Origin of the sequence: Paenibacillus sp. FSL K6-2441 (assembly GCF_037964765.1) — a bacterium.
GTDB classification, from domain to species: Bacteria; Bacillota; Bacilli; order Paenibacillales; family Paenibacillaceae; genus Fontibacillus; species Fontibacillus phoenicis.
In genome coordinates, this window is record NZ_CP150174.1 from 1,207,379 (window position 1) to 1,233,162 (window position 25,784).

Here is a 25,784-nt window from a genome sequence, read left to right on the forward strand (position 1 = left end):
AAGGTCTTTTTAGCAACTTACATCACTTTAAAGCGTTCGATCATCGTATGAAGCCGTTCGGCTAGACCGGACAGGAAGCTGGCGGAAGCATCAACCTCCTCCATAGCAGCCAACTGTTGCTGGGAGAATGAGGACATGTCCTGTGCGCCGACCGCCGTATGGCCCGCAAACCGCACGATTTCGTCAATCGACTGCACCAGTCTTTGCGAGTTGTCGGACAGGAGCCGAACCGCTTCACTGATATCAGCGATCGATGCAGCGGTAATTTCCGACGAGGCTGCGATGTCGGTAAAAGAAGCTCCGGCGCTGCGCACCAGCTCGACGCCTCGCTTCGTTTCACGGACGGTCTCGTCCATTGCGCTGCCGGTGAGCTCTACCTGCCCAACGATGTGGGTGATCAGCTCGCTAATTTGCTTCGCCGAGGCTGCGGAACGTTCCGCCAGCTTGCGGACCGAGGAGGCGACTACGGCAAATCCGCTGCCGTATTCTCCGGCGCGGGCCGCTTCAATTGAAGCATTTAACGCGAGCAGGTTGGTTTCGGCGGCGATGTCGGTCATGATGTCCAGGATGCTCTGCACTTCTTTGGAGCGGCTGCCCAGCTCCTCAATGATCGCAGAGAGCTGAACGATTTTGGCTTCCATGGTGGACATTTGCTCTACGCTGGACTGGATGGCTTGTTCCCCTTGGTTTGATGCGGCGGAGACCTGCTGCGCCGATGTTAAGACGCCTTCGGCATGGCGAGCGATCTGCCCAATCCGATCGGACATGTCACGCAGCATGGTCGCCCCGGTTTCCAGGTTCGTAAGTTGTCGCTCCGCACCTTCGGCAAGGGATTGGGTAATTTCAGCCGCTTGCTCACCCGCTTTTCCGGTTTGCTGTGCACTCGCGGATAGCTGCTCCGAGGACGAGGCCACCTGCATCGAAGTGACGTTCACCTCGGTGATCAACTGCCGCAAGCTGCCCACCATCTTCGCAAAATTTTGCGTTAATTTGCCGATTTCATCCTGACCTTGAAGCACGTTCGTCTGTACGGTCAAATCGCCCTCGGCAACCCGCTCCACCTGCCGGGACAACGTTTCCAGCGGCCGAATCATCCGGTGGATAAAGAAGTACACGAAAACAACTGCGGCGAGCAGGACAACGATGCCGATGATAAAAGGCAGGAGCAGGATGTCGCGAGTTCTCTCCCCGATGATCGAGGCGTCGAAGTTAATGACCATTAGACCGATGATCTCTTGGTCGGGGTCATGATTTTTGTAGATCGGGCCGTAACCGCTGAGCAGCTTCACGCCGTCATAAGAATAGACCTTGGTATACACAGGATGCTTCATCTCAAGAATCATGTCCCGGTCCTGATCATTGAAATAAAAAGCGTCTCCCGCTTGATATCCCCGGCTTTTGAGGTTCTGGTCAGCCGCAAGAATGGTGCCGTCCAGCGACATCAAAAACACTTCCTTAAACAACGACTTATGCTCTACCGTCCAGTTTAATCGTTTCTCCAGCTCCGCAAGGCCGGTACGGTCTCCGGAGGCAAGACGGGCAACCGCTTCCGGATCTACAAGCCCGGTGGTAATATTGGCACAGCCCACCGTTTCAATACCGACGGATGTCTCGACCTCACGATACGTTGTTTGATAAGCAAATATCCCGATCAGCAAACCAACTAGAAGCAGTAGTCCGATCAGAACAGAGGTAATTTTTTGAGCAAAACTCATATTCCATCTCCTATCCCCATAGGCTTGAAGACTGTATATGCCAGCAACACTAAGACACATTATATAGAGAATCGATGCGCTGGATGTAACTAATCGCACTTCTAATTGTCGAAATAAGTGAAAAAAGTGAGAAAAATATCACAAAAGGTGACGAGTCATGTCAGTAAATGAAGAAAAATGGAGATTATTTATCGCCATCCCTCTTCCGCAAGAGGTCAAGTATAAGCTGGAGGAGTGGTGCAGCGAGCAAAAAACGAGATTGGATTTCAAAAAATGGGTACATGCCGAAGACTACCATATTACCGTGCAGTTTCTGGGAGATACGGCTCCGGGGCGTTTGGACGAGCTGCTGGCTTCATTATCGCGGGCAGCAAAGGGGATGGGCCCGCTGGAATTGGAAGCGGCGGGGATTGGTACCTTTGGACGTCCGGCAAGTCCCAGCGTGTTATGGGCTGGCGTCCGCGGTGAGGTGGCCGGGCTGGAGAGCCTGCACAGCCGGGTGACGTCGGAGAACCGGGCACTCGGCTTTGTGCCGGAGGAACGGCGCTTCAGCCCGCATATTACGTTGGCCCGGAAATATCGAGAAGGGGCCAGATTAGATCCTGCAGCGCTGCAGACCCAACCGGAATTCGGCAGCTGGAGGGCCGATCGTCTGGTCATCTATCGGACGCATATGCACAAGCGTCCGATGTATGAGGTGGTTGGATCTGCGCTGCTGACTTAGTTGGCCTGCTGCTCGGCAGGGCTGGCCGTCTGCAGGCGTACGCGGACCGGAGCGGCTGCCTGATACAGCAGATGAAGGACAGCTTCTGCACAGCGGTCAGGCTGATAGCTGGGTTGCAGCAAGGCAGGCTCCGGTCCGGGTTGAAGATCCGAAGCGTGCCGATTGCGGATTTGTTCAAACCATACGTCCAGCACGTCCGGTGAAGTCAGCTCAGCCCCATAGCCGTGCTGAACGAAATATTCGCGATTCTTCTCCTCCTGACCTGGGATCGACTCAAAGAACAACATCGGGATGCTTTTGGCCATTCCCTCGGTGCAGGTCATTCCGCCGGGTTTGGTAATCAGAAGGTCGGAGGCATCCATCCATTTGCCGATTTGCCGCGTGAACCCGATCACCTTCATGTTTGGATGCTGAAGGGCCGGATGCGCACGTAGTCGAGCAGCAAGCTTCTCGTTGCTGCCGGTGCAGCAGACGACTTGGATCTCCTCTCGCCAAGCCGCCAGTTTGTCCAGCAGCTCCTCACGAAGCAGCAATCCCCAGCCGCCGCCCATGACAAGGGCAGTGGGCATATTCTTTAACCCCAATTCCTCCCGGGCGGACGACTTCTCTTGCTTGCTCCAGAAATCCGGGTGCACGGGAATGCCTGTCACCTGCACCTTGGAGGGGGCTACCCCGCGCTGCACGAGCAGAGCTTTGACCTCAGGGGCGGAGACGAGGTACCGATCCACACCGGGACTCATCCAGGAGCCGTGGGCATCGTAATCCGTGATGAGCGTGCACAGCGGCACGTTCAGATCTGAAGTGAGCTTCAGGTAGGACATGATGGCGCTGGGAATCGGATGCGTGCAGACGATCAGATCGGGCTGAAGCTGCGCGATGACTTCGGCCGCGTGGGTATAGAACATTTTGTGCAAGGCCAAACGGGCAAACTTGCCTACCGGCTTCTCGTACTTGTGCTTATAAAAAAGGCCTACCAACGCAGGGCTCGTATTTACCGTCATCCGATACGCGGATAGGATTAGGGGCGCCACCGTCGGATTCAGAAACGAGCCCAGCTCCAGCACCTTCGTCTGGATTTGCGGGTTTTTCCGCTTCAGTCCGGCCGCCAGCGCATGTCCGGCCTGCGTATGTCCACTTCCAAAGCCTTCCGATAGGATCAACACTCTTCTTTTTCGCATGAGGATATCACCTGCTTCTATTAGATCGTTCCGATTCATTGCTTCCTAATACTAAGTTTATGTTGTTTATATTCCGGTTTAAAGGGGCTGGGGACGGGTCGACCCACTGGACCTAGGTCGGGGAGAATCAAGGGAAAAGGGCCTTGGAACAAGCTGGTGAAAGTGAATGAAAAATTCTGAAAAAAACATCTTGCATTTCTGAAGCGAAAGGAGTAAAGTATGAATTGACCAAATGACCGAAAATGAATTTTAGTCATTTTTTGGCCGGGAAATGTTTTTCCATTATTCCAAGCGCAGGGAGGTGACATGGATGGCTGTGGTAGATCGCCGTAAACTCGTCATCGAAGCAGCAGAAAAGTCCTTTGCTTTATTTGGCTACAAAGCGACGACGATGGACCAAGTGGCGAAAATAGCAAATGTGGCAAAGGGAACCATCTACACCTTCTTCACGAACAAAGAGGAGTTGTTCGATGAAATTCTGCGTTCCGTCATTATGGAGATGAAGCGGGTCATCGAGCCGGAGATTGACGAGGAGAAGCCCTTCTTTGAGAACTTGCATCGGGCGATGGATGCGCTGCTGGAATTCCGCCGTGAGCATGAGCTCCTCATCAAGTTGTCCCAAGAGGTTCGCGACTTCGGCACTCCGAAAGCGAAGGAGGGATTGGAGCAGATCGAACACGCGATTCTGGAATATCTGGAGCGCCATCTGTCCCGGGCGGCCGAGCGGCAAGAGATCCGCTCGTATGATCCCAAGCTGCTCGCTTTCGTTGTGTTTAAGCTCTATATCGCATTAACCTCGGACTGGAACAAGAATAATCCGCCTTTGAGCAAAGAACAAATCAAGGAGTTTATCCGCGATTTTCTGGCTGGAGGCCTGCTTCTGCCAAGGGAAGTTTAAAGGAACTACATTCAACAATTTAGAGAAAGAAGCCACCAAGGGGAGAGAAAGCAAAAATGAAATCATTAAGTGTATTTTTCAAGGATATGGGAGCCACCTTTAAAAATCCTAAAGTGTTCATCCCGATTCTTGTTGTGCTGTTCATTCCCGTACTGTACAGCGGCATGTTCCTGACGGCCTTCTGGGATCCGTACGGGAAGATGAACGAGCTGCCGGTAGCGGTGGTGAACGAGGATCAGGGCGCGCAATACGAGGGGAAGGAACTGAAGGTCGGCGAGGACCTCGTTGCCGAACTGAAGAAGAGCGACGACTTCCAATGGAAGTTCGTCACCCGCGAGCAAGCGGAAACCGGGATGAAGAATAATGAGTATTACATGACGATCATCATTCCGGACAATTTCTCTTCACAAGCGACCACATTGATGGATGAAAATCCGTCGCCGGCTCAGTTGATCTTTGAGCCAAACGAAGGTTACAACTTCCTGGCCGCGCAAATCGGCGGTACGGCTGTGAAAGAGATCAAATCGAAAGTGTCCGCCAAAGTGACGGAAGCCTATACGGAAACCTTGTTTGACCAAGTGGAGAAAATCTCCGGCGGCCTCAGTGAGGCGGGCGACGGGGCCAGCACCCTCAACGAAGGGGCGGCCAAGCTTGACGACGGAACCAAGAAGCTGAAAGAAAATCTGGCGAAGCTCGTCGCCGGCACGATGAAACTCGAAGACGGCGTAGCGCCTCTGGAGAAAGGTACGCAGTCGTTATATCAAGGCATCAATGAAGTGAAGGACGGTGCTGGCAGCCTCGCCAGCGGCTTGAAGCAGCTGGAAGCGGCCAGCCAACAGCTGGAAGCTGGCGCAAAGCAAGCGCATCAAGGCGGTACCAAGCTGCAGGCAGGCCTTCAATCGTCGCTGGAAGGCGCGAAGAAGCTGGAAGCTGGCTTGACCGCATCTGAACAAGGCAGCGCCCAACTGCAATCCGGCCTGGAAGCGTCGGTGCAAGGAAGCGAGAAGGTAGCCGCAGGGGCGAACAGCGTGGCGCAAGGCTTGGAACAGCTGGCCCAAGCGAATCCGGAACTGGCGAAGAACGCGGCGGTTCAGCAGTTGATCGCGGCCAGCAAGCAGGTCGCCCAAGGCAGCGAGCAGCTGCACCAAGGGAATCAGCAGCTGCTGAAAGGCAGCCAAGACCTACACAGCGCCCAGCAGCAGTTGGTTCAAGGCGGGCAGCAATTAACGGCGGGCCAAGAGCAGCTGTTGCAAGGCATGACCGAGCTGAACGCCGGACAAGAGAAGCTGGCGAGCGGCCTGGAGCAATTTAGCGGCAAGCTGTCGGAAGCGGCGGCTGGCGGCAAGAAGCTGGCAAGCGGTGCCGGACAGCTGAGCGCAGGTGCCAAACAACTGCTCGGCGGTGTTGAGCAATTGTCTGGCGGCGTAGGCACGCTGGCGGACGGCTCGAAGCAGCTGGATGCAGGTGCGGGTGAACTGAAGGACGGCATGGATCAACTGACAGAAGGCTCGGGCGAGCTGGCTTCGAAGCTGACCGATGCCGCAGAACAAACCTCCGGCGTGAAGAAAACCGATGCGCTTGTGAACATGTATGCTCAGCCGATTGAGATCAACGAGCAGAAGGTTAATGAAGTACCTAACTACGGCACCGGCTTTGCACCATACTTCTTGTCGCTGGGCCTGTTCGTTGGGGCGCTGATCTCGACGCTGGTTGTGCCGGTCAGAGGCACTTCGGTGGCGGAAGCCAGCGGCTGGAGCCGCTTCGTAAGCCGTACGCTGACTTTTGCCGGCATGAGTCTGATACAGTCCTTGCTGGCGTCTGCACTGGTTCTTTACGGATTGGGGCTTGAGGTCAAGAGCGTTCCGCTCTTCTATCTCTTCGCCTTTGTCACCAGCTTGTGCTACATGTTGATCATTCAAGCACTTGTAACCTGGATGGAGAACCCGGGACGGTTCTTGGCGATCCTGATGCTGATTTTCCAACTGACGACCAGCGCAGGAACGTTCCCGCTCGAACTGATTCCGAACTGGATGAAAGCCTTCAACCCGATCCTGCCGATGACGTACAGCGTCAAAGGCTTCAAGGCGGTCATCTCCACCGGCGATATGCCGATGGCTTGGGAAAACATCGGATGGTTGGTTGCGTTTGGCGTTGTATTTCTGGCGTTTACGCTGGTGTACTTCCTGCGCCACGAACGCAGTACAGAACGCAGTCCTGAAGCCAACCTGAGCGTACAGTCGCACTAATCAAATCATGATTACAGAAGATCCGCTCTCTGGAATTCCGGAGGGCGGATCTTTTTTGTAGGTGGGTAGATATCCCTGAGCCGAGCCTTTTGCAGGGTGATCCCGAATCATCAGTCGAGTTTGGCCGGGACACATTCTTTACCGGGACATAAACTCTATAGTAACAAAGTTCCCGTCGGGTTACGGACCTTATGAGCAACGGGCAACAGGTTCGCTCCTACCCCTTAAAAAAAGGGATAATGGTGCAAATAGACACGCAGAGACAACCACACGTCTTCATATGGTGACGCTTTCGTGGCAAAACCGCCCTGTCACGGCCTAAAAGTTCTAATCAATAGTGCAAAATAAAGAGAATATAATGCAAAAACAGATGTGACATTTTCCGTTAGAATAAAAAGAAAGATTGAACCGGGCTTATCCGGCGTAGTCGCAGGACATAGGGACTGATCCATTCTATTCGCTAATGATGTTTGAACTACCTCTAAATAGAAAGGTTGCGTCAGATGATGAAACATACCGTTATACCTCCCAAGCAGGGACTCTATGATCCCGCTTTCGAAAAAGACGCTTGCGGCATGGGCTTCGTGGCTCATATCAAAGGGAAAGCCTCCCATGATATCGTCAGCCAAGCGCTGACCATGCTGGCGAATATGGAACACCGGGGCGGCCAAGGCAGCGAACCGAATTCGGGGGATGGCGCAGGTATTTTACTGCAAATCCCGCACCGTTTTTTTGCCGCTGAAGCAGCAAAGCTTGGATTTACACTGCCGGAGGCAGGACAATATGGCGTTGGGATGCTGTTCCTGCCTCATGACGAAGCGGTTCGGGCTAAGCAGGAGGAAGAGCTCGTGCGTATCGCCGAGGAGGAAGGACAACGCGTCCTTGGCTTCCGTACGGTGCCAACTCGCGACGATATGCTGGGCCAATCGGCCAAAGCGGCTAAACCGTTCGTCCGCCAGATTTTTATCGAGCGTTCCGCAGATCTGAAGGAGGATCTGGACTTTGAGCGCAAGCTGTACGTGATCCGGCGCCGGGCTGAACGCGCGATCCGCTATAGCGGCGCCGAGCAAGGGGATGCTTTTTACGTACCCAGCTTATCGTGCCGGAAAGTAGTCTACAAAGGGATGCTGACCACGGAGCAGGTCGGGCAATTCTACCTCGACTTGCGGGACGAGAGACTGGAATCGGCTATCGCGATGGTGCACTCGCGCTTCAGTACGAATACGTTCCCAAGCTGGGAGCGGGCGCATCCGTACCGCTTTATGATTCACAACGGCGAGATTAATACGCTGCGCGGCAACGTGAACTGGATGCATGCCCGTCAGTCGATGTTCAAGAGCGAGAAGTTTGGCGACGATTTGGAAAAGGTAAAACCGATCATCAATCCGGACGGCTCGGATACGGCGATGTTCGACAATACGTTTGAATTCCTGTACTTGAGCGGACGCTCCCTGCCTCACGTAGCGATGATGATGGTGCCTGAGCCTTGGGTTGGCCGGGACGACATGGACCCGGACAAAAAGGCGTTCTACGAATACCACAGCACGATGATGGAGCCATGGGACGGGCCTGCGGCGATGGGCTTTACCGACGGGATCCAGATTGGGGCGATTTTGGACCGGAACGGCTTGCGTCCATCGCGTTATTACGTAACGAAGGACGACTTGATCGTCCTCTCCTCGGAGGTTGGCGTGCTTGATATCCCGGCGGAGAATGTGCTCTATAAGGACCGGCTGCGTCCGGGCCGGATGCTGCTGGTCGACACGCAGGTAGGCCGGATCATTTCCGACGAGGAAGTGAAATCCGCCATCGCGAAGGAGCATCCGTACCGTGAATGGCTGAACGAGCATCTCGTTGAGCTGGAAGATCTGCCGGAAGCGAAAGAGCTACCGCCGGAGAGTCATGAAGACATTGCGCGCCGTCAAATGGCGTTTGGCTATACGTATGAAGACCTGCGGAAGGTGCTTGAGCCGATGGCCTTAACCGGTCAGGAAAATATCGCTTCGATGGGTTACGACGCGCCGCTCGCCGTCTTGTCCGAACATCCGCAGCGATTGTACAACTACTTCAAGCAGATGTTTGCGCAGGTTACCAACCCGCCGATCGATGCGATCCGCGAGGAGCTCGTTACCTCGACCGCAACGACGATTGGGCCGGAGCGCAACCTGCTTCAGCCGGAGCCGGAGAGCTGCCGTCAAATCCGGTTGGATTCGCCGATTCTGTCCAATGAGGACTTTGCGAAAATCCGCCATCTGCACCGGCCAGGGTTTAAAGCGATCACGATTCCAATCCTGTTCCCGGCTGCCGAAGGAGCGGAGGGGCTGCGCAAGGCGTTGGATACGTTATGCGAAGCAGCAGATCGGGTCATCGCCAAGGGCCATAATATCCTGATCTTGTCCGACCGCGATATGGATGCGGAGAACGCGGCTATCCCGGCGTTGCTGGCAGTATCCTGCTTGCATCACCATCTGATCCGTGAAGAGACGCGGACCAAGGTCAGCCTGCTGCTGGAGTCGGGCGAGCCGCGTGAAGTACACCATTTTGCGTTGCTGCTTGGTTACGGCGTCAGCGCAGTGAATCCATATCTTGCGTTCGAATCGTTAAAGGATATGATTGCTCAAGGGATGCTGCAGGGTATTTCGCATGAAAAAGCGGTGTACAACTTCATTAAAGCTGCGACCAAAGGGGTCGTTAAAACGTTGTCCAAAATGGGCATCTCGACGATTCAATCGTACCGCGGGGCGCAAATTTTCGAAGCGGTTGGCCTGGAGCCTTCCTTCGTAGACCGTTACTTTACGTGGACGCCGTCGCGGATCGGGGGCATTGGCTTGAAAGAAGTGGCCGCCGAAACGCTCGCCCATCATTTCCGTGCCTTTACCGATAAGGATGGCAATGACAAGGTGCTGGATTCCATCGGGGAATACCAGTGGCGCAGCGGCGGGGAAGAGCATCTGTTCAACCCGCAAACGGTGCATTTGCTGCAGCAGGCGGTCCGTACGGGCGATTATAAACTGTATAAGAAATTCGCCGAGCTGGTGCAAGGCGAGAACAATAAACATTTGACGCTGCGCTCTTTGCTGGAGCTGAAGCCGGTCGGGCCGAAGGTGCCGCTGGAGGAAGTGGAATCGGCTGCTTCGATCATGCGCCGCTTCAAGACCGGGGCGATGTCGTTTGGCTCGATCAGTAAAGAAGCGCATGAGACGATTGCGATCGCGATGAACCGCATCGGAGGCAAGAGCAACACCGGCGAAGGCGGCGAGGATCCGGCGCGTTATGTGCCGGACGCTAACGGCGATCTGCGCCGCAGCGCGATCAAGCAGGTGGCGTCGGGACGGTTTGGTGTTACATCGCACTACTTGGTGAACGCCGACGAAATCCAGATTAAGATGGCGCAAGGGGCGAAACCGGGTGAAGGCGGTCAGCTGCCGGGCCGTAAGGTGTATCCTTGGGTAGCGGAAGTACGCGGCTCCACGCCGGGGGTTGGCTTGATTTCGCCGCCGCCGCACCATGATATCTATTCGATCGAGGATTTGGCGGAGTTGATTTACGATCTGAAGAACGCCAATCCGAAGGCGCGTATCAACGTGAAGCTGGTTGCAGAGGCCGGCGTCGGAACGATTGCTGCCGGCGTTGCTAAAGGCCGCGCGGACGTCATTCTGATCAGCGGTTATGACGGGGGCACTGGTGCTTCGCCGCAAAGCTCGATCCGCCATGCGGGCTTGCCGTGGGAGCTGGGGCTGGCTGAAACGCATCAGACCCTAATCCTAAATAACCTGCGCGACCGCGTCGTACTGGAAACCGACGGCAAGATGCTGAACGGCCGCGACCTCGCTGTCGCCGCACTGCTTGGGGCTGAGGAGTTTGGCTTCTCGACTGCACCTCTGGTGGCGGTTGGCTGTATCATGATGCGGGTATGCCAGCTGGATACATGCCCAGTAGGGGTTGCCACGCAAAATCCGGAGCTGCGCAAAAACTTCACCGGAGATCCGCAGCACGTTGTCAACTTTATGACCTTCGTGGCAGAGGATCTGCGCGAATGGATGTCCGAGCTGGGCTTCCGCACACTGGAAGAAATGATCGGACGCACCGACTGCCTGGATGCGGTGAAGGCGGTGGATCATTGGAAGAAGAAAGGCGTCGATCTCAGCTCGTTGCTGCATATGCCGGAGCTTCCGGAAGGAAGCAGCCGCTATTGCACGAAACAGCAAAACCATGGGCTGGAAGAGACGTTGGATATGACGAAGCTGCTGCCGCTGGCTCTGCCTGCGCTGGAGCGCGGCGAAGCCGTCAGCGCCCGGCTGCCGATCTGCAACGTGAACCGGGCGACCGGGACGATTGTAGGCTACGAAGTTACCCGCCGTTATGGACAGCAAGGGCTGCCTGAGGATACGATCACGTTCCATTTTGAAGGTTCTGCGGGCCAAAGCTTTGGGGCGTTTATCCCGAAAGGCATGACCCTCACCGTCGAAGGCGATGCCAACGACTACACCGGCAAAGGGCTGTCCGGCGGTAAGGTGATTGTGAAGCCGTCGCCGCGTGCAACGTTTGTCCCAGAGGAGAACATCATCATTGGCAATACGTCGTTCTATGGTGCAACGAGCGGGGAGGCTTACATCCGCGGGATTGCCGGGGAACGGTTTGCGGTGCGGAACTCCGGGGCCAACGTCGTCGTTGAAGGCGTCGGTGACCATGGCTGCGAATATATGACCGGCGGACGGGTTGTCATCTTGGGTGAAACCGGCCGGAACTTTGCAGCCGGGATGTCCGGCGGGATCGCATACGTGCTTGATGAGAGCGGAGATTTTGCGGGCCGCTGCAACCTGGAAATGGTGCTGCTCGAGTCGGTGGAGGATCCGGCGGAAATCGATCAGCTGCGGACGTTAATCAGCCGTCACATCCTGTACACGGATAGTACGGTTGGACGCCGCGTGCTGGATCGTTGGAACGAGTACCTGCCGAAATTCGTCCGCGTCATTCCGAAGGACTACAAACGGATGTTGGAGCAAATCCGTAAAGTTGAAAATGAAGGGCTGAAGGGTGAAGCCGCGCTGCTCGCTGCATTTGAAGCGAATGCGCGCGAGCTGGCCCGTGCCGGTAACAACTAATAGATTTTAGCGATAGCAATGAGGAAGTTGACCGCCCCGGTTGTCTGAACAAGACTGCGGGGCGGTTTTGTTAGGTAAAAATAAAGCGATTGTGCGAACATACGTTTTTCGTGTAATATGATTTGGAGAATATTAGGGAGTGAATGGGAAAGGGGGAGCGGCCTTTGGCTGAACAAACTGTTGCATCGCAAGGCGGCAAACGAAGGACGAGACCTCTAGGGCATTATCTCGAAATGCTGGAGAAATACGTGTTCACGCAACGCAAGCTGCTGTTCAGTATGGCTGCGTTGCTGTTGATCTCGATCGCTTTGCAGCTGATTAATCCGCAAGTCATTCGTTATTTTATCGATACCGCGCAGGGGGATGGAAGTTTAAAGCCTTTATATATCGCGGCGGGACTCTTCATCGGCTTCTCTCTGATCCAACAGCTCGTATCGGTGTGCGCGTCCTACTTCAGCGAGAACCTGGGCTGGACGACAACAAACAAGCTGCGTGCGGACCTCGTCAGACATTGCCTGTCGCTGGATATGTCGTTCCACAAGTCGAACACTTCCGGTTCTTTAATTGAACGGGTGGACGGCGACGTCAACGCGCTGGCCAACTTCTTCTCCAGCTTCCTGATCCATATGCTGGGCAATTTGCTGCTGATGACGGGCATCCTGTTGCTGCTGTTCCGTGAAAGCATCTGGATTGGTGCAGCGATGAGCTTATTTGTCGTTGGTGCCATCTTTATGATTCGGAAAATTCGTGAGTTTACGGTTCCGGTGTGGACCAAGTGGCGTGCCCAAAATGCCGAGCTTTACGGGTTTATCGGCGAACAGCTGGAAGGCACCGAGGATACCCGGGCGAACGGGGCGGCCGGTTACGTGCTGGAACGCTTCTATGCCATGGCCCGGCGGATGCTGCCGGTACGCGTTCGCGCCTCGGTGGGCTTCGGTATGATGTGGGGGACAACGATTCTCGTGTTCGCTCTGGGCAATGCCGCCGCCTTTCTGGTTTGCGCCTGGTTGTGGAGACGGGGCGAGCTGACGATCGGTTCGATCTACCTTGTGTTTTATTACACGGAGCTGCTGGCTCAGCCGATTGAGAAGATCCGTACCCAGCTGGATGATCTGCAAAAAGCCGACGCCAGTCTAATCCGCGTCCGGGATCTGCTGAATACGAAATCGCGGATTACCGACGGTCCAGGCGCACCGCTGCCGAAGGGGCCGTTATCCGTGAAAATCGACCGCCTGACGTTCTCGTACGAGGAAGACGGAGAGCCGACACTGCATGAGGTGGATTTGATGCTGAAGCCGGGAGAAACGCTCGGCTTGCTAGGCCGCACTGGCAGCGGAAAATCTACATTGGCGCGGCTGCTGCTGCGCTTCTACGATCCCCAACAGGGCAAGATCGAGCTGTCGGGCATCGACATCCGCGAGTGCAAGCTGCACGAGCTGCGGAGCGGGGTGGCGATGGTGACGCAAAACATCGAGATTATGGAAGGCACCGTTCGCGATAATCTGGCTCTGTTTGATGAAAGCATACGGGATGAGGACATCATCGCGGTGTTAAATGAGTTGGGATTGCAGGAGTGGTATGCTGCTTTGCCTGATGGACTGGATACAGTGCTCTCCTCCGGAGGGGGAAGTCTGTCGGCTGGGGAAGCGCAGCTGCTGGCGTTTGCTCGGGTATTCCTGACGAACCCGGGGCTGGTTATCCTGGACGAAGCCAGCTCCCGTCTCGACCCGCTGACCGAAAACCGGATCGAGACGGCGATCACCCGGCTGCTGGAGTCGCGGACGTGCATGATCATCGCGCACCGTTTATCAACCGTGCAGCGAGCCGATCAGATCCTTATTTTGGAGAATGGCCGAATCGTGGAATATGGACCACGCAAAGAGCTGGCGGCTGACCCCGGTTCTCGGTTTAGCCGGATGCTGTCCGTTGGCCTGGAGGAGGTGTTGGCATGAGCACGCGGCATTTTTTCTGGAGATTGCTGCTGAATCGTCCGGCTTTTTATATCGCGAACCTGCTCTCCTGGACGATCATTCATATGATCCCGCTGCTTCCGGGCCTGATTACGAAGGCGTTCTTCGATGATTTGGAAGGCAGCGCCAACCTCCCATTCGGAGTTGAGGGACTAACGGCGTTGCTTATCGGCGTGGCGCTGGCGCGCATCGCGATGATCGCTGTAGGCTGCTGGACAGATGGCAGCTACCGATTCCGGATCAGCATGCTGCTGCGGCGAAATATGCTGGCCCATGTGCTTCGGGAGCCCGGCGCCAAAGCGATCCCTTGCGCACCGGGGGAGGCGATCAGCAATTTCCGCGATGACGTGGATCAAGCGGAGGAAGCGATGAGCTGGTCGGTGGATATGTTTGGCCTGATGGGCTTTGTTGTGATCTCCAGTTATATTCTGATTTCAATCGATGCGCAGTTGACGTTCTTCGTCTTTGTACCGCTCATTCTGGTCGTGACAGCCGCGCAAATCGCCACGGCGCGCATTCAGAAGTACCGGGCTGCCAGCCGCGCTGCCACAGCGAATGTAACCAGCTCAATCAGCGAGATGTTCGCGAACGTACAGGCGATTCAAGTCGCGGGAGCGGAAGAGCGGATCGTCCGGCGGTTCGAACGTCTGAGCGACGAGCGCCGGAAGATGATGGTCAAAGATAAGCTGATCACCGAATCGCTGTCCTCTGTGTTTACGAACTCCGTCAACCTCGGAACCGGAATGATTCTGGTGCTGGCCGGTTACAAGATGCGCAGCGGATCGTTTTCCGTCGGTGACTTGTCGCTGTTCATCTATTACTTAACCTTTGTCACCCAATTGATTTCGAACGTCGGGAACTTTATGACGTTTTATAAGCAAATGGCGATCAGCTTCTCCCGCCTGAAGCACATGCTTCAAGGCGCTCCGGCCAAGCTGCTGACGGTTCCGGCGTACATCGGAATCGGCAAGCGGCGGGAGTCGGACACCGATCACGGGATGAAGGGCGCAGCAACTGCGTTAAGCGTCTCGGGATTGGGGACGTATCCGGCTGAATCTCCGTTAGAGCAGGACGACCGGAATGTACTTGCAGCCGATCTGCCGGCAGAGCCGCTGCAGCTGCTGGAGGTAAGCGGACTAACCTATCGCTATCCGGAGACTGGCCGGGGCATCGAGAACGTTAGTCTGCGCCTGCCGCGCGGATCGTTTACGGTCGTCACCGGCATGATCGGCTCCGGCAAAACCACGCTGCTGCGGGCGTTGCTTGGCCTGCTGCCGGCGGAAGCCGGGGAGATCCGCTGGAACGGCCGCATCGTCCGTACGCCGGCTGACTTTTTTGTTCCGCCGCAAAGCGCGTATACGGCGCAAATCCCGCGCCTGTACAGCGACAAGCTGCGGAACAACATCCTGCTCGGGCTGCCCGAGGACGAGGGCAGCCTGACGCAGGCGCTGCACGTCGCCGTGCTGGAGGACGACGTGGCGCAGCTCGCGCATGGCCTCGACACGATGGTCGGACCGCGCGGCGTCAAGCTCTCCGGCGGCCAGGTCCAACGGACCGCGGCCGCCCGGATGCTCGTGCGCGAGGCACAGCTGTACGTGTTCGACGACCTGTCGAGCGCGCTCGACGTTGAAACCGAACGTAAGCTGTGGGAGCGGTTGTTCCAATCCCGAGGCGAGGCAACCTGCCTCGTGGTGTCGCACCGCAAGGCCGCGCTCTCGCACGCGGACCATATCATCGTGCTGAAGGACGGCACGATTGAAGCCGAAGGCACGGCGGAGCAGCTGCTCGCCACCAGCGCCAGCTTCCGCCAGCTCTGGTACGGCGAGGAGCCGCAGGCCGACGGGGCATAAGACTGCAAATCCCAGCCCAAAGCGCCAACAGGAGGTCTGAAGGGGGCGGCTGATGGCATTATGGCCCGGGTCAATCTCCGGTAGATCGCCTGGGTAAATCGTCCGGGTGAATCACCCGGGTAGATTGACCTATGTCAGCCCTCTGTCAGTCCCTCATCACTGCCCGGAGCTTTAGCTGACGGAAGCCTTATGGTAGAATAGGGGAAATTATCCTGATTTAACGGGATACAGTTCGAAAAGAGAGTGGGGAGTATCCTATGGAGATGACGCAGGAACCCGTCGTACGCATGCGGGACGTCACCAAGCGCATCGGCAGCAAGACGCTGATCGACCGATTAACGCTGGATATCCCGAGAGGACAAGTATACGGCTTCCTGGGTCCCAACGGAGCCGGGAAAACGACCACGATCCGGATGATGGTCGGACTGATGTCGATATCGGAAGGTGATATCCTGATCGAAGGGGCCAGCATTAAGGATCGTTTCGAAGAGGCGATATCGCATGTCGGCGCCATCGTGGAGAATCCGGAGATGTACAAGTTCCTGACCGGGTACCAGAATTTGCTACATTACGCCCGCATGTCTCCGGGGGTCACGAAACAGCGGATCTGGGAGGCGGTCGAGCGGGTTGGCATGCAGAACCGCATCCATGACAAAGTCAAGACGTATTCGCTGGGCATGCGCCAGCGGCTTGGGGTTGCGCAGGCCATCCTGCATCGGCCGAAGCTGCTGGTGCTGGACGAGCCCACCAACGGGCTCGACCCGCAGGGCATCCGCGAGCTCCGCGATTATCTGCGGGCGCTGGCGCGGGAGGAAGGGACGACCGTGTTTGTCTCCAGCCATTTGCTGTCGGAAATGGAGCTGATGTGCGACACGGTCGCGGTTATCCAGCAGGGACGGCTGGTGGACGTCAAGTCCCTGCACCCGGAAGCCGTCGAAGGCCGGGCGCAGGAGACGGCCTTCGACGTAAGCGATCCGCAGCGCGCGGTAGGGCTGATCGCAGGCGCTCGCCTCGAAGGCGGCCGGCTGATCGTGTCCGCCGACCGGAAGGCTGCGGCGGAGATCAACGCGAAGCTGGTCTTGGCGGGCATTGACGTGTACGCCATCCAGGCGGTGACGCGTTCGCTGGAGGATCAATTCCTGGAGCTGACGGGAGGGAAGGACATTGAATAATTTTCTCGCGCTGGTCCAAAACGAAAACATGAAGATTTACCGGCGGGTTCGCACCTGGATTATGTTTGGGCTGCTTGTCCTGCTGACGATCCTGTTTGGGGTGCTGTTCTCGTTGGACGGCGGCAGCCAACGGCTGAGCGCCTGGGACGCTTTGGACCAACTCAGTTTCCTGTATTATCTCGTCAGCATCTATGCCGCCGTTATTGCCGCTGACATCGTAGCCGGTGAGTTCACCTGGGGAACGATCAAGCTGCTGCTGATCCGTCCTTGGACGCGGACGAAGGTGCTGCTGTCCAAGCTGCTGGCCGTGCTGCTATTTACGCTGGCGATGAGCGCGGTATTTTTCGCCATCGCCCTGGCCGTTTCGTTCCTGATTTTCCCGAATGAGCCATCGCAATACCTAGGGGCAAGCCCGCTGAGCCGGATTCTGGAAAGTCTGCTGTACAGCTATATCGATTTGCTGGTAATTGCAGCATTTTCGTTTATGCTGTCGACGGTCTTTCGCTCTAGCGGCATTGCCATCGGACTGTCGCTCTTCATCTTGTTTGCGGGCAACATCTTTACGTTGTTGTTCCACCCGTCGCGTTATGCTTGGGCCAAATATCTGCTGTTTACCAATATGGATCTAGGCCAATATCGCGGGGGGCAGGTCGGACCGGCCGGGATGACGCTGGGCTTCTCCATCACGGTGCTGGCGGTCTACGTCCTGCTGTTCCTGGCGGTGGCCTGGCTCGTATTCAAGAAGCGTGACGTTGCTGCATAAGCTTGTTCCCTTGCAAAAAATAAGAAGCTCCTGCCTGACTCAATGGGCGGGAGCTTCTTGTCATCTTTGATTGGTCTACCCTGCTTCGGGGCGCGCGGCTTTCTTGACCTTGCCTTTGCCGCTAGAAGCCGATGGGGTGGGGGCGGGGGCCACCCGTTCCATTTTGCTCGATCCGTTCAGCAGTCCACCTTCAACGATGATCAGCTTGGCCACATCCACGTTGCCGTCGACTTGACCGCTTGCGGTGATTGTGAGTTTCCCTGTAGTGGTGACATCTCCGATGACTTTGCCGGCGACGATCACATCGGCGCCTTTAATGTTGGACATGGCCTCGCCGGTTTCGCCGATGATGATCTGTCCCTGGCAGTCGATCTCCCCATGGATTTGACCCTCCACACGCAGATTGGACTTGCACTCCAGCTTGCCTTCTACCAGGCTGCCTTGGCCGATCAGGGTATCGGTCAGACGGGGGGCTTTCTTGTCTTTGAACATAGCGCTTCATCAACTTCCTTTCCACATGCGGATTACTTCAAATAAGGCATCGGATCAACGGCTTTGCCGCCCTTGACGATCTCAAAATGCAAATGGGGTCCGGTACTGCGTCCGGTGCTGCCCAGATTGCCGATGCTGTCCCCTTTCTTCACTTCATCCCCGACGGAAACATCGATGTCGCTCAGATGCATGTACCAGGTTTGCAGACCGCCCGGGTGCTCAATCACGATGTATTTGCCGTGGGATCCGTCCCTGGTGGCGGTAACGACCTTGCCTGCAGCCGCGGCATACACGGGGTCCCCGACTTTACCGGCAATGTCGATGCCCGCATGGAAAGCTGCTCGGCCGGTAAACGGATCGGTGCGGTAACCAAAATTAGAGGTTAGCCGCGTAGACAACGTGGGCCATTCCGAGGGTGTGCCGGAGAGGGAGTATTGGGTCTGCTTCGCTTTTTTCAAGGTGAGCGGCACGTGCTTCTCCATCTCGTCCAGCATTTCGTTCATCGCGGCAAATTCGTCTCGCGTATTCGCTGCAAGTCTCTCGATCTCGTTGTCATGTACGGCAATGAACTCGCCGCCAACCCCGCTGTCCCCAAGAGCGTCCAGCGTCTCATCCCAGGACAACGAAGACAGCTTGCCGAGATTCTTCGCATCCCCCTCTCCGTATTTATCGATAAATTTCTGAAGCTCTGCTTCGAGCTCGGCTACCCGCTCCATCCGGTCCATCATTTCCTTGGACTGGCTCGATAAAGAGATCACTTCGTTCTGCAAGCGCTGAATCGCTTCGTCTTTGTTGGTCACCACCGCTTCAAAGGCTAGGGTTTGCTGCTCCAGCTGATGTTCCAGGCGGGAAACGGTCTGTTCCGAATGAACCTGCAGGCTGACGATCAGCCCGGAAATGGACAGCAGCGCCAGCAAAGGCACGGCAACGACAAGCGGCTTGGAGACTTGCATCTGTTTGACGGGCCGGCTGGCATCCCGAAGGACAAGCAGCGTCATCCGGTTGGGATTCGGTACGCTTACGCTCCTCATGGCATCCCCTCCCTACGCTTCGTTGGTTCTATAACTTATCTATTCCTATGATTCTTAAATCATGTCAAAAAAACAGGTCCTGTCTAATATAAGTGCGGCGGGATCCGTTATTTTCGAAATCTGTCATGAATAAACCGCAGCCCGGATGGTTAATGATGATGGCAGGGGAGGGTGGAAGGCATGCTCTGGCTGATTGGCATTTTACTGCTTTTTATCGTACACGTCGCACTGATCCTGCTGCTTGAATTCCGCAATCCCGCCAAGGCGGTTGCCTGGTTGTTTATCTTGTTTTTGTGCCCTCCCTTGGGTCCGGTCCTCTACTATTTCATGGCCCGGGACTATAGGAAGCGCAAAAAACTGCTGCACCGGGGCCCCGTCCCGTTCCATAGCTTACGGATGCTGCTGCGCGACCAGTTGGCAAGCCCGGTTCGCTTGGAGGAGATGAGCAACCCGGAAATGCTTCATCAGGAACGGCTATATCAGCTGCTGACGCATCATGCGGCAAACCCGATCACAGGCGGAAACCAAACGGAAGTGTATTCCGCCGGGGAAACGGCGTTTGGGGCCATGCTGGAGCGGATGGAGCAAGCGCGAGATCATATCCATCTTGAATTTTATATTTTCCGCAGCGACATGATCGGCTCGGCCTTTGCAGAAGTGATGGTCCGGAAAGCCCAGGAAGGGGTCAAGGTCCGGATGATCTGCGATGGGCTGGGGAGCTTTAAGCTGGAGCATGCGTTTATTGAGCGGCTGAGGGCTGCAGGGGTGGAGGTCTACTTCTTTCTGCCAGCGCGGGTTGCCGTGCGGAACCGCCGGGTCAATTACCGCAATCATCGCAAAATCCTCGTGGTGGACGGAAAGTTCGGGTTCGTGGGCGGACTTAATGTGGGTGACGACTATTTAGGCCTTTATGAAAAAATGGGGTACTGGCGCGATACGCATCTGCAGCTGGAAGGAGATTCGGTTTATTATTTGCAGCTCACCTTCCTGGAGGATTGGCTGCTGGCTTCGGGTCAGGATCTCGGGGACCCTGCTCTGTTTCCGCCCCATGAAGGGCCCGGGCAGGAGCAAGTGCAGATCCTGACCAGCGGCCCGAATTTGCCGCGTAACCCGATTCATGAAATGTGCTTTAATTCGATTGCGGTGGCGAAGCGCCGGATCTGGATCGCTTCGCCCTATTTCATTCCCGACCCCAGCGTATATTCCGCACTGAAAACGGCGGCATTAAGCGGAGTCGAAGTGAACATCATCATGCCTTATCATCCGGACAGCCGCTTGGTGAAGCTGGCTTCCTTGTCTTACGTGGAGGAGCTGCTGGGGGCCGGGGTAAAGTTCTTTCAATATACGAAGGGCTTTATTCATGCCAAAGTGATGCTCATCGACGACCTGCTCGCTTCGGTGGGGACGGCGAACATGGATATGCGCAGCTTTTTTTATAACTTTGAAATGACGGCGTTGTTGTTTGATCCGGGGACGATCACCCGGCTGGAGAGCGACTTCAAGCAGGATCTGGCCGATTCGATCCCGATTCGGTTTGAGGAATTCGCTCGGCGGCCGAAAGGGCAGAAGCTGCTTGAGCTGCTGGCGCGGCTGTTGTCGCCGTTGCTGTAGCGGAGGTTGCCAGCCGTTGTCGTTGTGCAGCGAAGGCTTCCCTTGTTTAAGACCGGCCGGGGGATTTTAAATGCTGCAAGATCAGCTTGAGGGACTGGGGAGGGACGGTCTCGAGCAAATCTCCCCGTTCCTTCAGTCGTTGACCGATATTCAGCAGGTTAAAATCCGCAGGCTTGGGGTTCCGCCGTACCTCATCCCAGGTCAGCGGGGTCGACACGCTGGCGGCTGCCCGGGCGCGCGGGGTATAGGGGGCGGCCAGCGTCTTGCCGCCGTAATGCTGCAAGTAGTCGAAGTAGATTTTGTCGCCGCGGTCTTTTTTTAGCCGTTCGATGGTAAATAGGTTGGGGTGTTTTTCGGTGACGTAACGGGCGACGAAATGTCCAACCATCCGCAGCTCGTCGAAGGTGATGCCGTATTCGATTGGCACGATGATCTGCACGCCGGTAGCGCCGGACGTCTTCGGCACGGATTGCAAGCCGAGCGAGGCCAAAATCTCCCCGACCAAAGCGGCCGCCTCCATAATTCGCGGCTCGTCCTCCAGCGTGGGGTCCAGGTCAATCATCCATTCGCACGGCAACTCCTCTCCGACATAATGCAGAGACGGATGGAATTCGATGCAAGCCAGGTTGCCGAGCCACAGCAGCACCGGCAGCCGGTCAAGCACGACATAATTGATGTTCTCGTGAACGGCGGTGCGGACGAAGGGCGGCAGCGGTTCGGGGGCATTTTTCTGGTAAAAAAACTTGCCGTGAATCCCGCCGGGATAACGAATCGTGGTCAGCAGCCGGTTGCGGCAATATTTCAGCAGGTAAGGCGACAGCTCGGCCAGCTTCTCCAAATACATCCGCTTGGTGATGCCGGCTTCGGGCCATAACAGCTTATCCGGGTTGGAGACGGAAATCTCTTCACCTTCGACGGTGATCGTTCCTTTAATTGTTCGGGGCATGACGGTTCCTCCTTGCTGAAATCGGATGAAAATCGGATGAAAGATGTTCGCCCTGCTTAGGGTTGTTGGTTCTAGGCTTGCCTGGGGACGGGGAAACTATGAGCGAACTAACGCCCGGAATGGTTCAAGAGAGGCAGGGGCAAACTGGGGAACAAGCGGAGGTTCGGGGTTGGAGAAGGTAAAGACAAGGATTGTGCACATTGGAGCTGGGGAGGTGGAGAGCGCCGCATGGAATGGAAACCGATCACACCGTTTGAACCGATTCGCAGCGATACGATTCCGCAAGGCGAAGAATGGGTGGCCCAGGTCAAGTGGGACGGGGTGCGGATGTTAACTTATCATGACGGCCGCGAGGTCAAGCTGATTAACCGCAAGGGCAACGATCGTAGTTTGCAGTACCCGGAGTTTCTCGATACGCATGAGTTTTGCCGGGCGCATTCGATGATTCTTGACGGCGAGATGATTGCCCTCTCGGGCGGCAAGCCGTCGTTTCACGAGATTATGCGGCGGGACAGCTTGCGGCGGGAGCAGGAAATTCGCTTTGCAGCCCAACGGATTCCTGCGATCTATATGATCTTTGACATCTTGCACTATGATGGCAAGTGGGTGAACGGAGAGCCGTTAGCGAATCGCCAGCAGCTGTTGCAGGAGCTGGTGATCCCCTCCGAGCGGGTGCAGATTGTCCCCAATGTGGCGGACGGAGAACTGTTATTCGACTTGATGAAGCAACGGGGCTGGGAAGGGATTGTCTCGAAGCGGCTCGACAGCACCTATGCATTTGGAGGCAAGGATGCCCGCTGGGTTAAGAAGAAGCTGGCCCGCGACCTGTATGCCGCCATCGGCGGGGTGACATATCGCGACGGTGGGGTGAACGCCATTTTACTGGGCTTGTACGACCCGGAGGGTCGGTTTATCTACATCGGCCATGCCGGCAGTGGCAAATGGAAGGTGGCGGATTGGCGCGACCTGACCGAAAACGTGAAGCCATTGATCATCCCCAAGCGTCCGTTTGCCAACGTCCCTGAACGCATCAAAGGGGCCGTCTGGATTCAGCCGGCCCTGACTGTAAAGGTGCAGTTCATGGAGTGGACGCCCGGCGGCACGATGCGCCACCCGATCATCCAAGGGTGGGCGAATGTCCCGCCCGAGGCTTGTAATATGGAGCAAAGCATGTAGCGTCTGGCCGGTGAACCAACAGGTGGTGACGGTGACGGCCTTCGGTCTATTTCGCCTCCGGCTTGGTGGTGGTGCGGCGTTTGGGCTTCGGCTTCACCGCCACGGTTGGCGTTACGGTTTCGTTGTCTGTGCCGGCCTTTTTGGCCTTTCCTGCGGCAGGCTTGGTTTCCGGCTCGGTCTTTGCTTTTTTGGCGGCCGGCTTGCGTGTGCGCTTTGCCGGAGCAGCGGCGGCGGGACCCGGATCGGTCGCGACCGGCCTCACCGCCTCGATGCTTGCCTGCAGCGCCGCCATCAGGTCGATGACGTTGGTCTCCGGTTTGGCCGGTGCCAGACTGATTTCCTCGCCGGCCACTTTTTGCTCGATCAGATGCAGTAACCCCTCGCGGTAGTCGTCGGTGTATTTCTCCGGCTCAAACGGGGTGGACAGCTGCTCGATCAGCATTTTTGCCATCGTCAACTCTTTGTCGTTCACTTGAATGTTCTCCGGTAAGTTAGGCACTTGGGAGATCGGACGGATTTCGTCCGGATAAAAGATCGTTTCGATGGCCAAGCATCCCTCCATTACGCGGATGGCGGCCAAGCTGCTTTTGGAGCGGATGGCGATTTTGGCGATTCCGATTTTTCCTGTTTCACGCATCGCTTCAAGCAGCAGCTGATAGGCGTTCCCTCCGGCTTGGTCCGGCGCCAGATAATACGTCTTCTGAAAATAAATCGGATCAATCTCCTTCAAATCCACGAAATCGATGATGTTGATCGTTTTTTCAGCGTGGGCGGACAGCTGCTCCAGTTCCTCTTTTTCAAAAAGGACGTACTTGCCCTTCTCGTATTCGTAACCGCGCGAAATGTCTTCCCAATTCACGTCAACGTCGCACGCCGGACAACGCCGTACATACGAAATCGGGCTGCCGCACACTTTATGAATGTATTTCATGGAGATGTCCTTGTCTTCGGTGGCCGAAAACATTTTGACCGGCACATGGACCAGCCCGAAGCTGATCGCTCCTTTCCAGACGGTATGCATGGTGTAAACCCCTTTCTATGCGCTTCCTTCAAATCCTCGCTTACGAAATTGCTGTTATTCCGTAGTATGGTTTGAAATCTATTTTCTATTTACGCAGGGTTAGTGAATCTTTCGTTCCGGTGCTCTGCGGTTGCGGGGGGTGCGGCGGACCGATATAATGAGGACAGGCCTAGCAAGGATTTGAGACATGAACTGTAACGGACACCAATGACGCTATTTGCCTGCAGGACGGAATTCTGGAATTTAACGGACAAGAAAGACCTTATTTACCGGATTTGGGCTGCTTATTCTTCCAAAACGTTGGAATAACGTCTCCTGAGTCCGTTAGCACGGGAAATGTCCGGGAAATCAGTGGTTAAGGTCATCTCGGTCCGTTAGCGGAGCTGGGGTGAGCTTGGGGCAGCTCTTGGGTCAGCTTAGGCAGCTTAGGTGCTCGAAGGAATGGCGATTTCGTTGGAACGTGATAAAGGTGGTAAGCTAAAGTGAGCATGGATCAAAACAATGGCAGCACCTCAGCGCGGTGGGTATACGAAGCCGAGGATCTGCAGGGGACGGAGCGGCTGGCGGAGGCGTTGGCGAAGCTGGCACAGCCGGGAACGGTGATCGCCCTGGACGGGGATCTTGGCGCGGGCAAAACGGCGTTTTCCCAGCTGTTCGCGAAGCACCTCGGCGTGAAGGACACCGTGAACAGTCCGACCTTTACTTTAATTAAGGAGTATGAGGGCAGGCTGCCTTTTTATCATATGGACGTCTATCGGCTGTCGCTGGATGAGGCGGATGAGCTGGGGCTGGACGAGTATTTCTACGGCAATGGCGTGACGCTGGTGGAGTGGGCCAGCTTGATTGAGGAACTGCTCCCGGAGGACGTGCTGCGGATGTACATCGAGACGGTGTCGGCCACGGGGCGGCGTATGCATATCAACGTGCAGGGGGCAACCTATGAGCAATGGGGGCCGGCCCTGAAAGAGATTGGAGTATCCGAGCCATGAACGAACATGAAAATATACGGCCATCGCAGCGGCTGTTAGCGTTGGACACCGCCACTTCTTCGTTGGCGGTGGCGGTGATGGAGGGCGGCTGCGTGCTGGCCGAGCGAACGATCCATGCCGAACGGAACCATTCGGCATATTTGGTCACGGCGATCGGAGATTGCCTGAAGGCGGCGGGGCTCGCCAAGCAGGATCTGGACGGGATCGCCGTCGGGGTGGGGCCAGGCTCCTACACCGGGATCCGGATTGCCGTCACGACCGCCAAAACCTTGGCGTGGTCGTTACGGCTGCCGGTCTACGGCGTCTCGAGCCTGGCCGCCTTGGCGCTGGGCGGTTGGGCCAGCGCCAGCGGGCAAGACGCCGCCGCGCTGGGCGAGCTCGCCGCGCGGCGGGGCGCGCCGGCCGGCCCAGCACGGCCGGCGCTGGCTGCCGGCGGCGATGCCGGGGGCGAATCCGCCCCCACCGTCGCCGGCAGCCACTGGATCGCGCCGCTGATCGACGCGCGGCGCGGCCAGGCCTATTCGGCGCTGTTCGCTGCACCAGCGCCGGGCGGTCTGCCGGAGCGTCTCGAACCCGACGCGATCCGGCTCATGGACGGGTGGGCCGACGAGCTGAAGCGGCAGCTGGAGCAGCTGCCCGCAGAGGAACGGCCGGCCCGCCTCTGGTTCGTGGGCGAGACCGAGAAGCATGAGGCGGCGATCGCGCCGCTGATCGCCGCCTTCGGCGAGCTCGTCCAGCTCGTGCCCTACGAGCTGGAGGGCGCATGGGTCGGCATCGCCGGCGTGGCGCGCACCGTGCTGCCGGCGGACGACGTACATGCGCTGGAGCCGAACTATACGCAGCTGGCCGAAGCCGAAGCCAAACGGCTGCGGAACGCTTAAGGCGAGGGGGCGGCGA

Annotated in this window: 18 protein-coding genes; 12 read left to right on the forward strand and 6 right to left on the reverse strand. The window is 56.6% G+C overall.

The genetic code is table 11. The annotated features are described in order from the left end of the window. Nucleotides 1-17: 17 nt before the first annotated feature. Nucleotides 18-1,715, reverse strand: a complete 1,698-nt coding sequence (locus tag NSQ80_RS05140; protein WP_323075928.1) for a methyl-accepting chemotaxis protein — start codon at nucleotides 1,713-1,715, stop codon at nucleotides 18-20. Nucleotides 1,716-1,872: 157 nt separating this feature from the next. Here NSQ80_RS05140 and thpR point away from each other — a divergent pair, with 157 nt between their 5' ends. Beyond that, the gene (gene thpR, locus NSQ80_RS05145; protein ID WP_009226257.1) at nucleotides 1,873-2,439 is read left to right on the forward strand and encodes an RNA 2',3'-cyclic phosphodiesterase; all 567 of its coding nucleotides are present in this window, start codon (nucleotides 1,873-1,875) and stop codon (nucleotides 2,437-2,439) included. Here the strand turns inward: thpR and NSQ80_RS05150 are convergent. Further along, the gene (locus NSQ80_RS05150; RefSeq protein WP_339301652.1) at nucleotides 2,436-3,617 is read right to left on the reverse strand and encodes a glycosyltransferase; all 1,182 of its coding nucleotides are present in this window, start codon (nucleotides 3,615-3,617) and stop codon (nucleotides 2,436-2,438) included. The genes thpR and NSQ80_RS05150 overlap by 4 nt on opposite strands. Before the next feature lie 310 nt (nucleotides 3,618-3,927). Here NSQ80_RS05150 and NSQ80_RS05155 point away from each other — a divergent pair, with 310 nt between their 5' ends. The 7 genes from NSQ80_RS05155 to NSQ80_RS05185 all read left to right on the forward strand — a co-directional run bounded on the left by NSQ80_RS05155 (nucleotide 3,928) and on the right by NSQ80_RS05185 (nucleotide 17,621). Further along, nucleotides 3,928-4,515, forward strand: a complete 588-nt coding sequence (locus tag NSQ80_RS05155; RefSeq protein ID WP_009226259.1) for a TetR/AcrR family transcriptional regulator — start codon at nucleotides 3,928-3,930, stop codon at nucleotides 4,513-4,515. Nucleotides 4,516-4,571: 56 nt separating this feature from the next. Then, complete coding sequence (locus NSQ80_RS05160; protein ID WP_323075931.1) at nucleotides 4,572-6,761, forward strand: YhgE/Pip domain-containing protein; 2,190 nt, start codon at nucleotides 4,572-4,574, stop codon at nucleotides 6,759-6,761. Nucleotides 6,762-7,267: 506 nt separating this feature from the next. Then, entirely contained in the window at nucleotides 7,268-11,866 is a 4,599-nt protein-coding gene (gene gltB, locus NSQ80_RS05165; protein WP_260071597.1) for a glutamate synthase large subunit, read from the forward strand. 233 nt (nucleotides 11,867-12,099) lie between these two features. Further along, the gene (locus tag NSQ80_RS05170) at nucleotides 12,100-13,818 is read left to right on the forward strand and encodes an ABC transporter ATP-binding protein (RefSeq protein ID WP_157273504.1); all 1,719 of its coding nucleotides are present in this window, start codon (nucleotides 12,100-12,102) and stop codon (nucleotides 13,816-13,818) included. Beyond that, entirely contained in the window at nucleotides 13,815-15,686 is a 1,872-nt protein-coding gene (locus tag NSQ80_RS05175) for an ABC transporter ATP-binding protein (protein ID WP_339301655.1), read from the forward strand. Before NSQ80_RS05170 ends, NSQ80_RS05175 begins: the two co-directional genes overlap by 4 nt. 263 nt (nucleotides 15,687-15,949) lie before the next feature. After that, a complete protein-coding gene (locus tag NSQ80_RS05180; protein ID WP_157273505.1) occupies nucleotides 15,950-16,858 on the forward strand; it encodes an ABC transporter ATP-binding protein in 909 nt (302 codons plus the stop codon). Further along, entirely contained in the window at nucleotides 16,851-17,621 is a 771-nt protein-coding gene (locus NSQ80_RS05185; RefSeq protein WP_009226265.1) for a DUF2705 family protein, read from the forward strand. Before NSQ80_RS05180 ends, NSQ80_RS05185 begins: the two co-directional genes overlap by 8 nt. A gap of 75 nt (nucleotides 17,622-17,696) precedes the next feature. Here the strand turns inward: NSQ80_RS05185 and NSQ80_RS05190 are convergent, their stop codons facing one another. Then, a complete protein-coding gene (locus tag NSQ80_RS05190; protein ID WP_009226266.1) occupies nucleotides 17,697-18,113 on the reverse strand; it encodes a polymer-forming cytoskeletal protein in 417 nt (138 codons plus the stop codon). Nucleotides 18,114-18,145: 32 nt separating this feature from the next. Further along, the gene (locus NSQ80_RS05195; protein ID WP_009226267.1) at nucleotides 18,146-19,144 is read right to left on the reverse strand and encodes a M23 family metallopeptidase; all 999 of its coding nucleotides are present in this window, start codon (nucleotides 19,142-19,144) and stop codon (nucleotides 18,146-18,148) included. Between the two features lie 180 nt (nucleotides 19,145-19,324). Between NSQ80_RS05195 and cls the strand changes: the two genes are divergently transcribed. Further along, nucleotides 19,325-20,755, forward strand: a complete 1,431-nt coding sequence (gene cls / locus NSQ80_RS05200) for a cardiolipin synthase (protein WP_260071587.1) — start codon at nucleotides 19,325-19,327, stop codon at nucleotides 20,753-20,755. A gap of 46 nt (nucleotides 20,756-20,801) precedes the next feature. On the opposite strand, the gene ligD is transcribed toward cls, so the two are convergent. Further along, nucleotides 20,802-21,701: a non-homologous end-joining DNA ligase gene (gene ligD / locus NSQ80_RS05205; protein WP_339301659.1), complete on the reverse strand. Its 900-nt coding sequence runs from the start codon at nucleotides 21,699-21,701 to the stop codon at nucleotides 20,802-20,804. 228 nt (nucleotides 21,702-21,929) lie between these two features. On the opposite strand from ligD, the gene NSQ80_RS05210 reads away from it, so the two are divergent. Then, nucleotides 21,930-22,877 carry a DNA ligase gene (locus NSQ80_RS05210; RefSeq protein WP_339301661.1) on the forward strand — a complete coding sequence of 316 codons (948 nt, stop codon included), beginning with the start codon at nucleotides 21,930-21,932 and terminating at the stop codon, nucleotides 22,875-22,877. Nucleotides 22,878-22,923: 46 nt separating this feature from the next. On the opposite strand, the gene NSQ80_RS05215 is transcribed toward NSQ80_RS05210, so the two are convergent. After that, nucleotides 22,924-23,898 (reverse strand): Ku protein, encoded by a 975-nt coding sequence (locus NSQ80_RS05215; protein ID WP_009226271.1) that lies wholly within the window; start codon nucleotides 23,896-23,898, stop codon nucleotides 22,924-22,926. Nucleotides 23,899-24,386: 488 nt separating this feature from the next. Between NSQ80_RS05215 and tsaE the strand changes: the two genes are divergently transcribed. Both tsaE and tsaB read left to right on the forward strand, forming a co-directional pair. Beyond that, nucleotides 24,387-24,887 (forward strand): tRNA (adenosine(37)-N6)-threonylcarbamoyltransferase complex ATPase subunit type 1 TsaE, encoded by a 501-nt coding sequence (gene tsaE, locus NSQ80_RS05220; protein ID WP_009226272.1) that lies wholly within the window; start codon nucleotides 24,387-24,389, stop codon nucleotides 24,885-24,887. Then, nucleotides 24,884-25,768: a tRNA (adenosine(37)-N6)-threonylcarbamoyltransferase complex dimerization subunit type 1 TsaB gene (gene tsaB, locus NSQ80_RS05225; RefSeq protein ID WP_339301663.1), complete on the forward strand. Its 885-nt coding sequence runs from the start codon at nucleotides 24,884-24,886 to the stop codon at nucleotides 25,766-25,768. Before tsaE ends, tsaB begins: the two co-directional genes overlap by 4 nt. Nucleotides 25,769-25,784 lie beyond the last annotated feature (16 nt).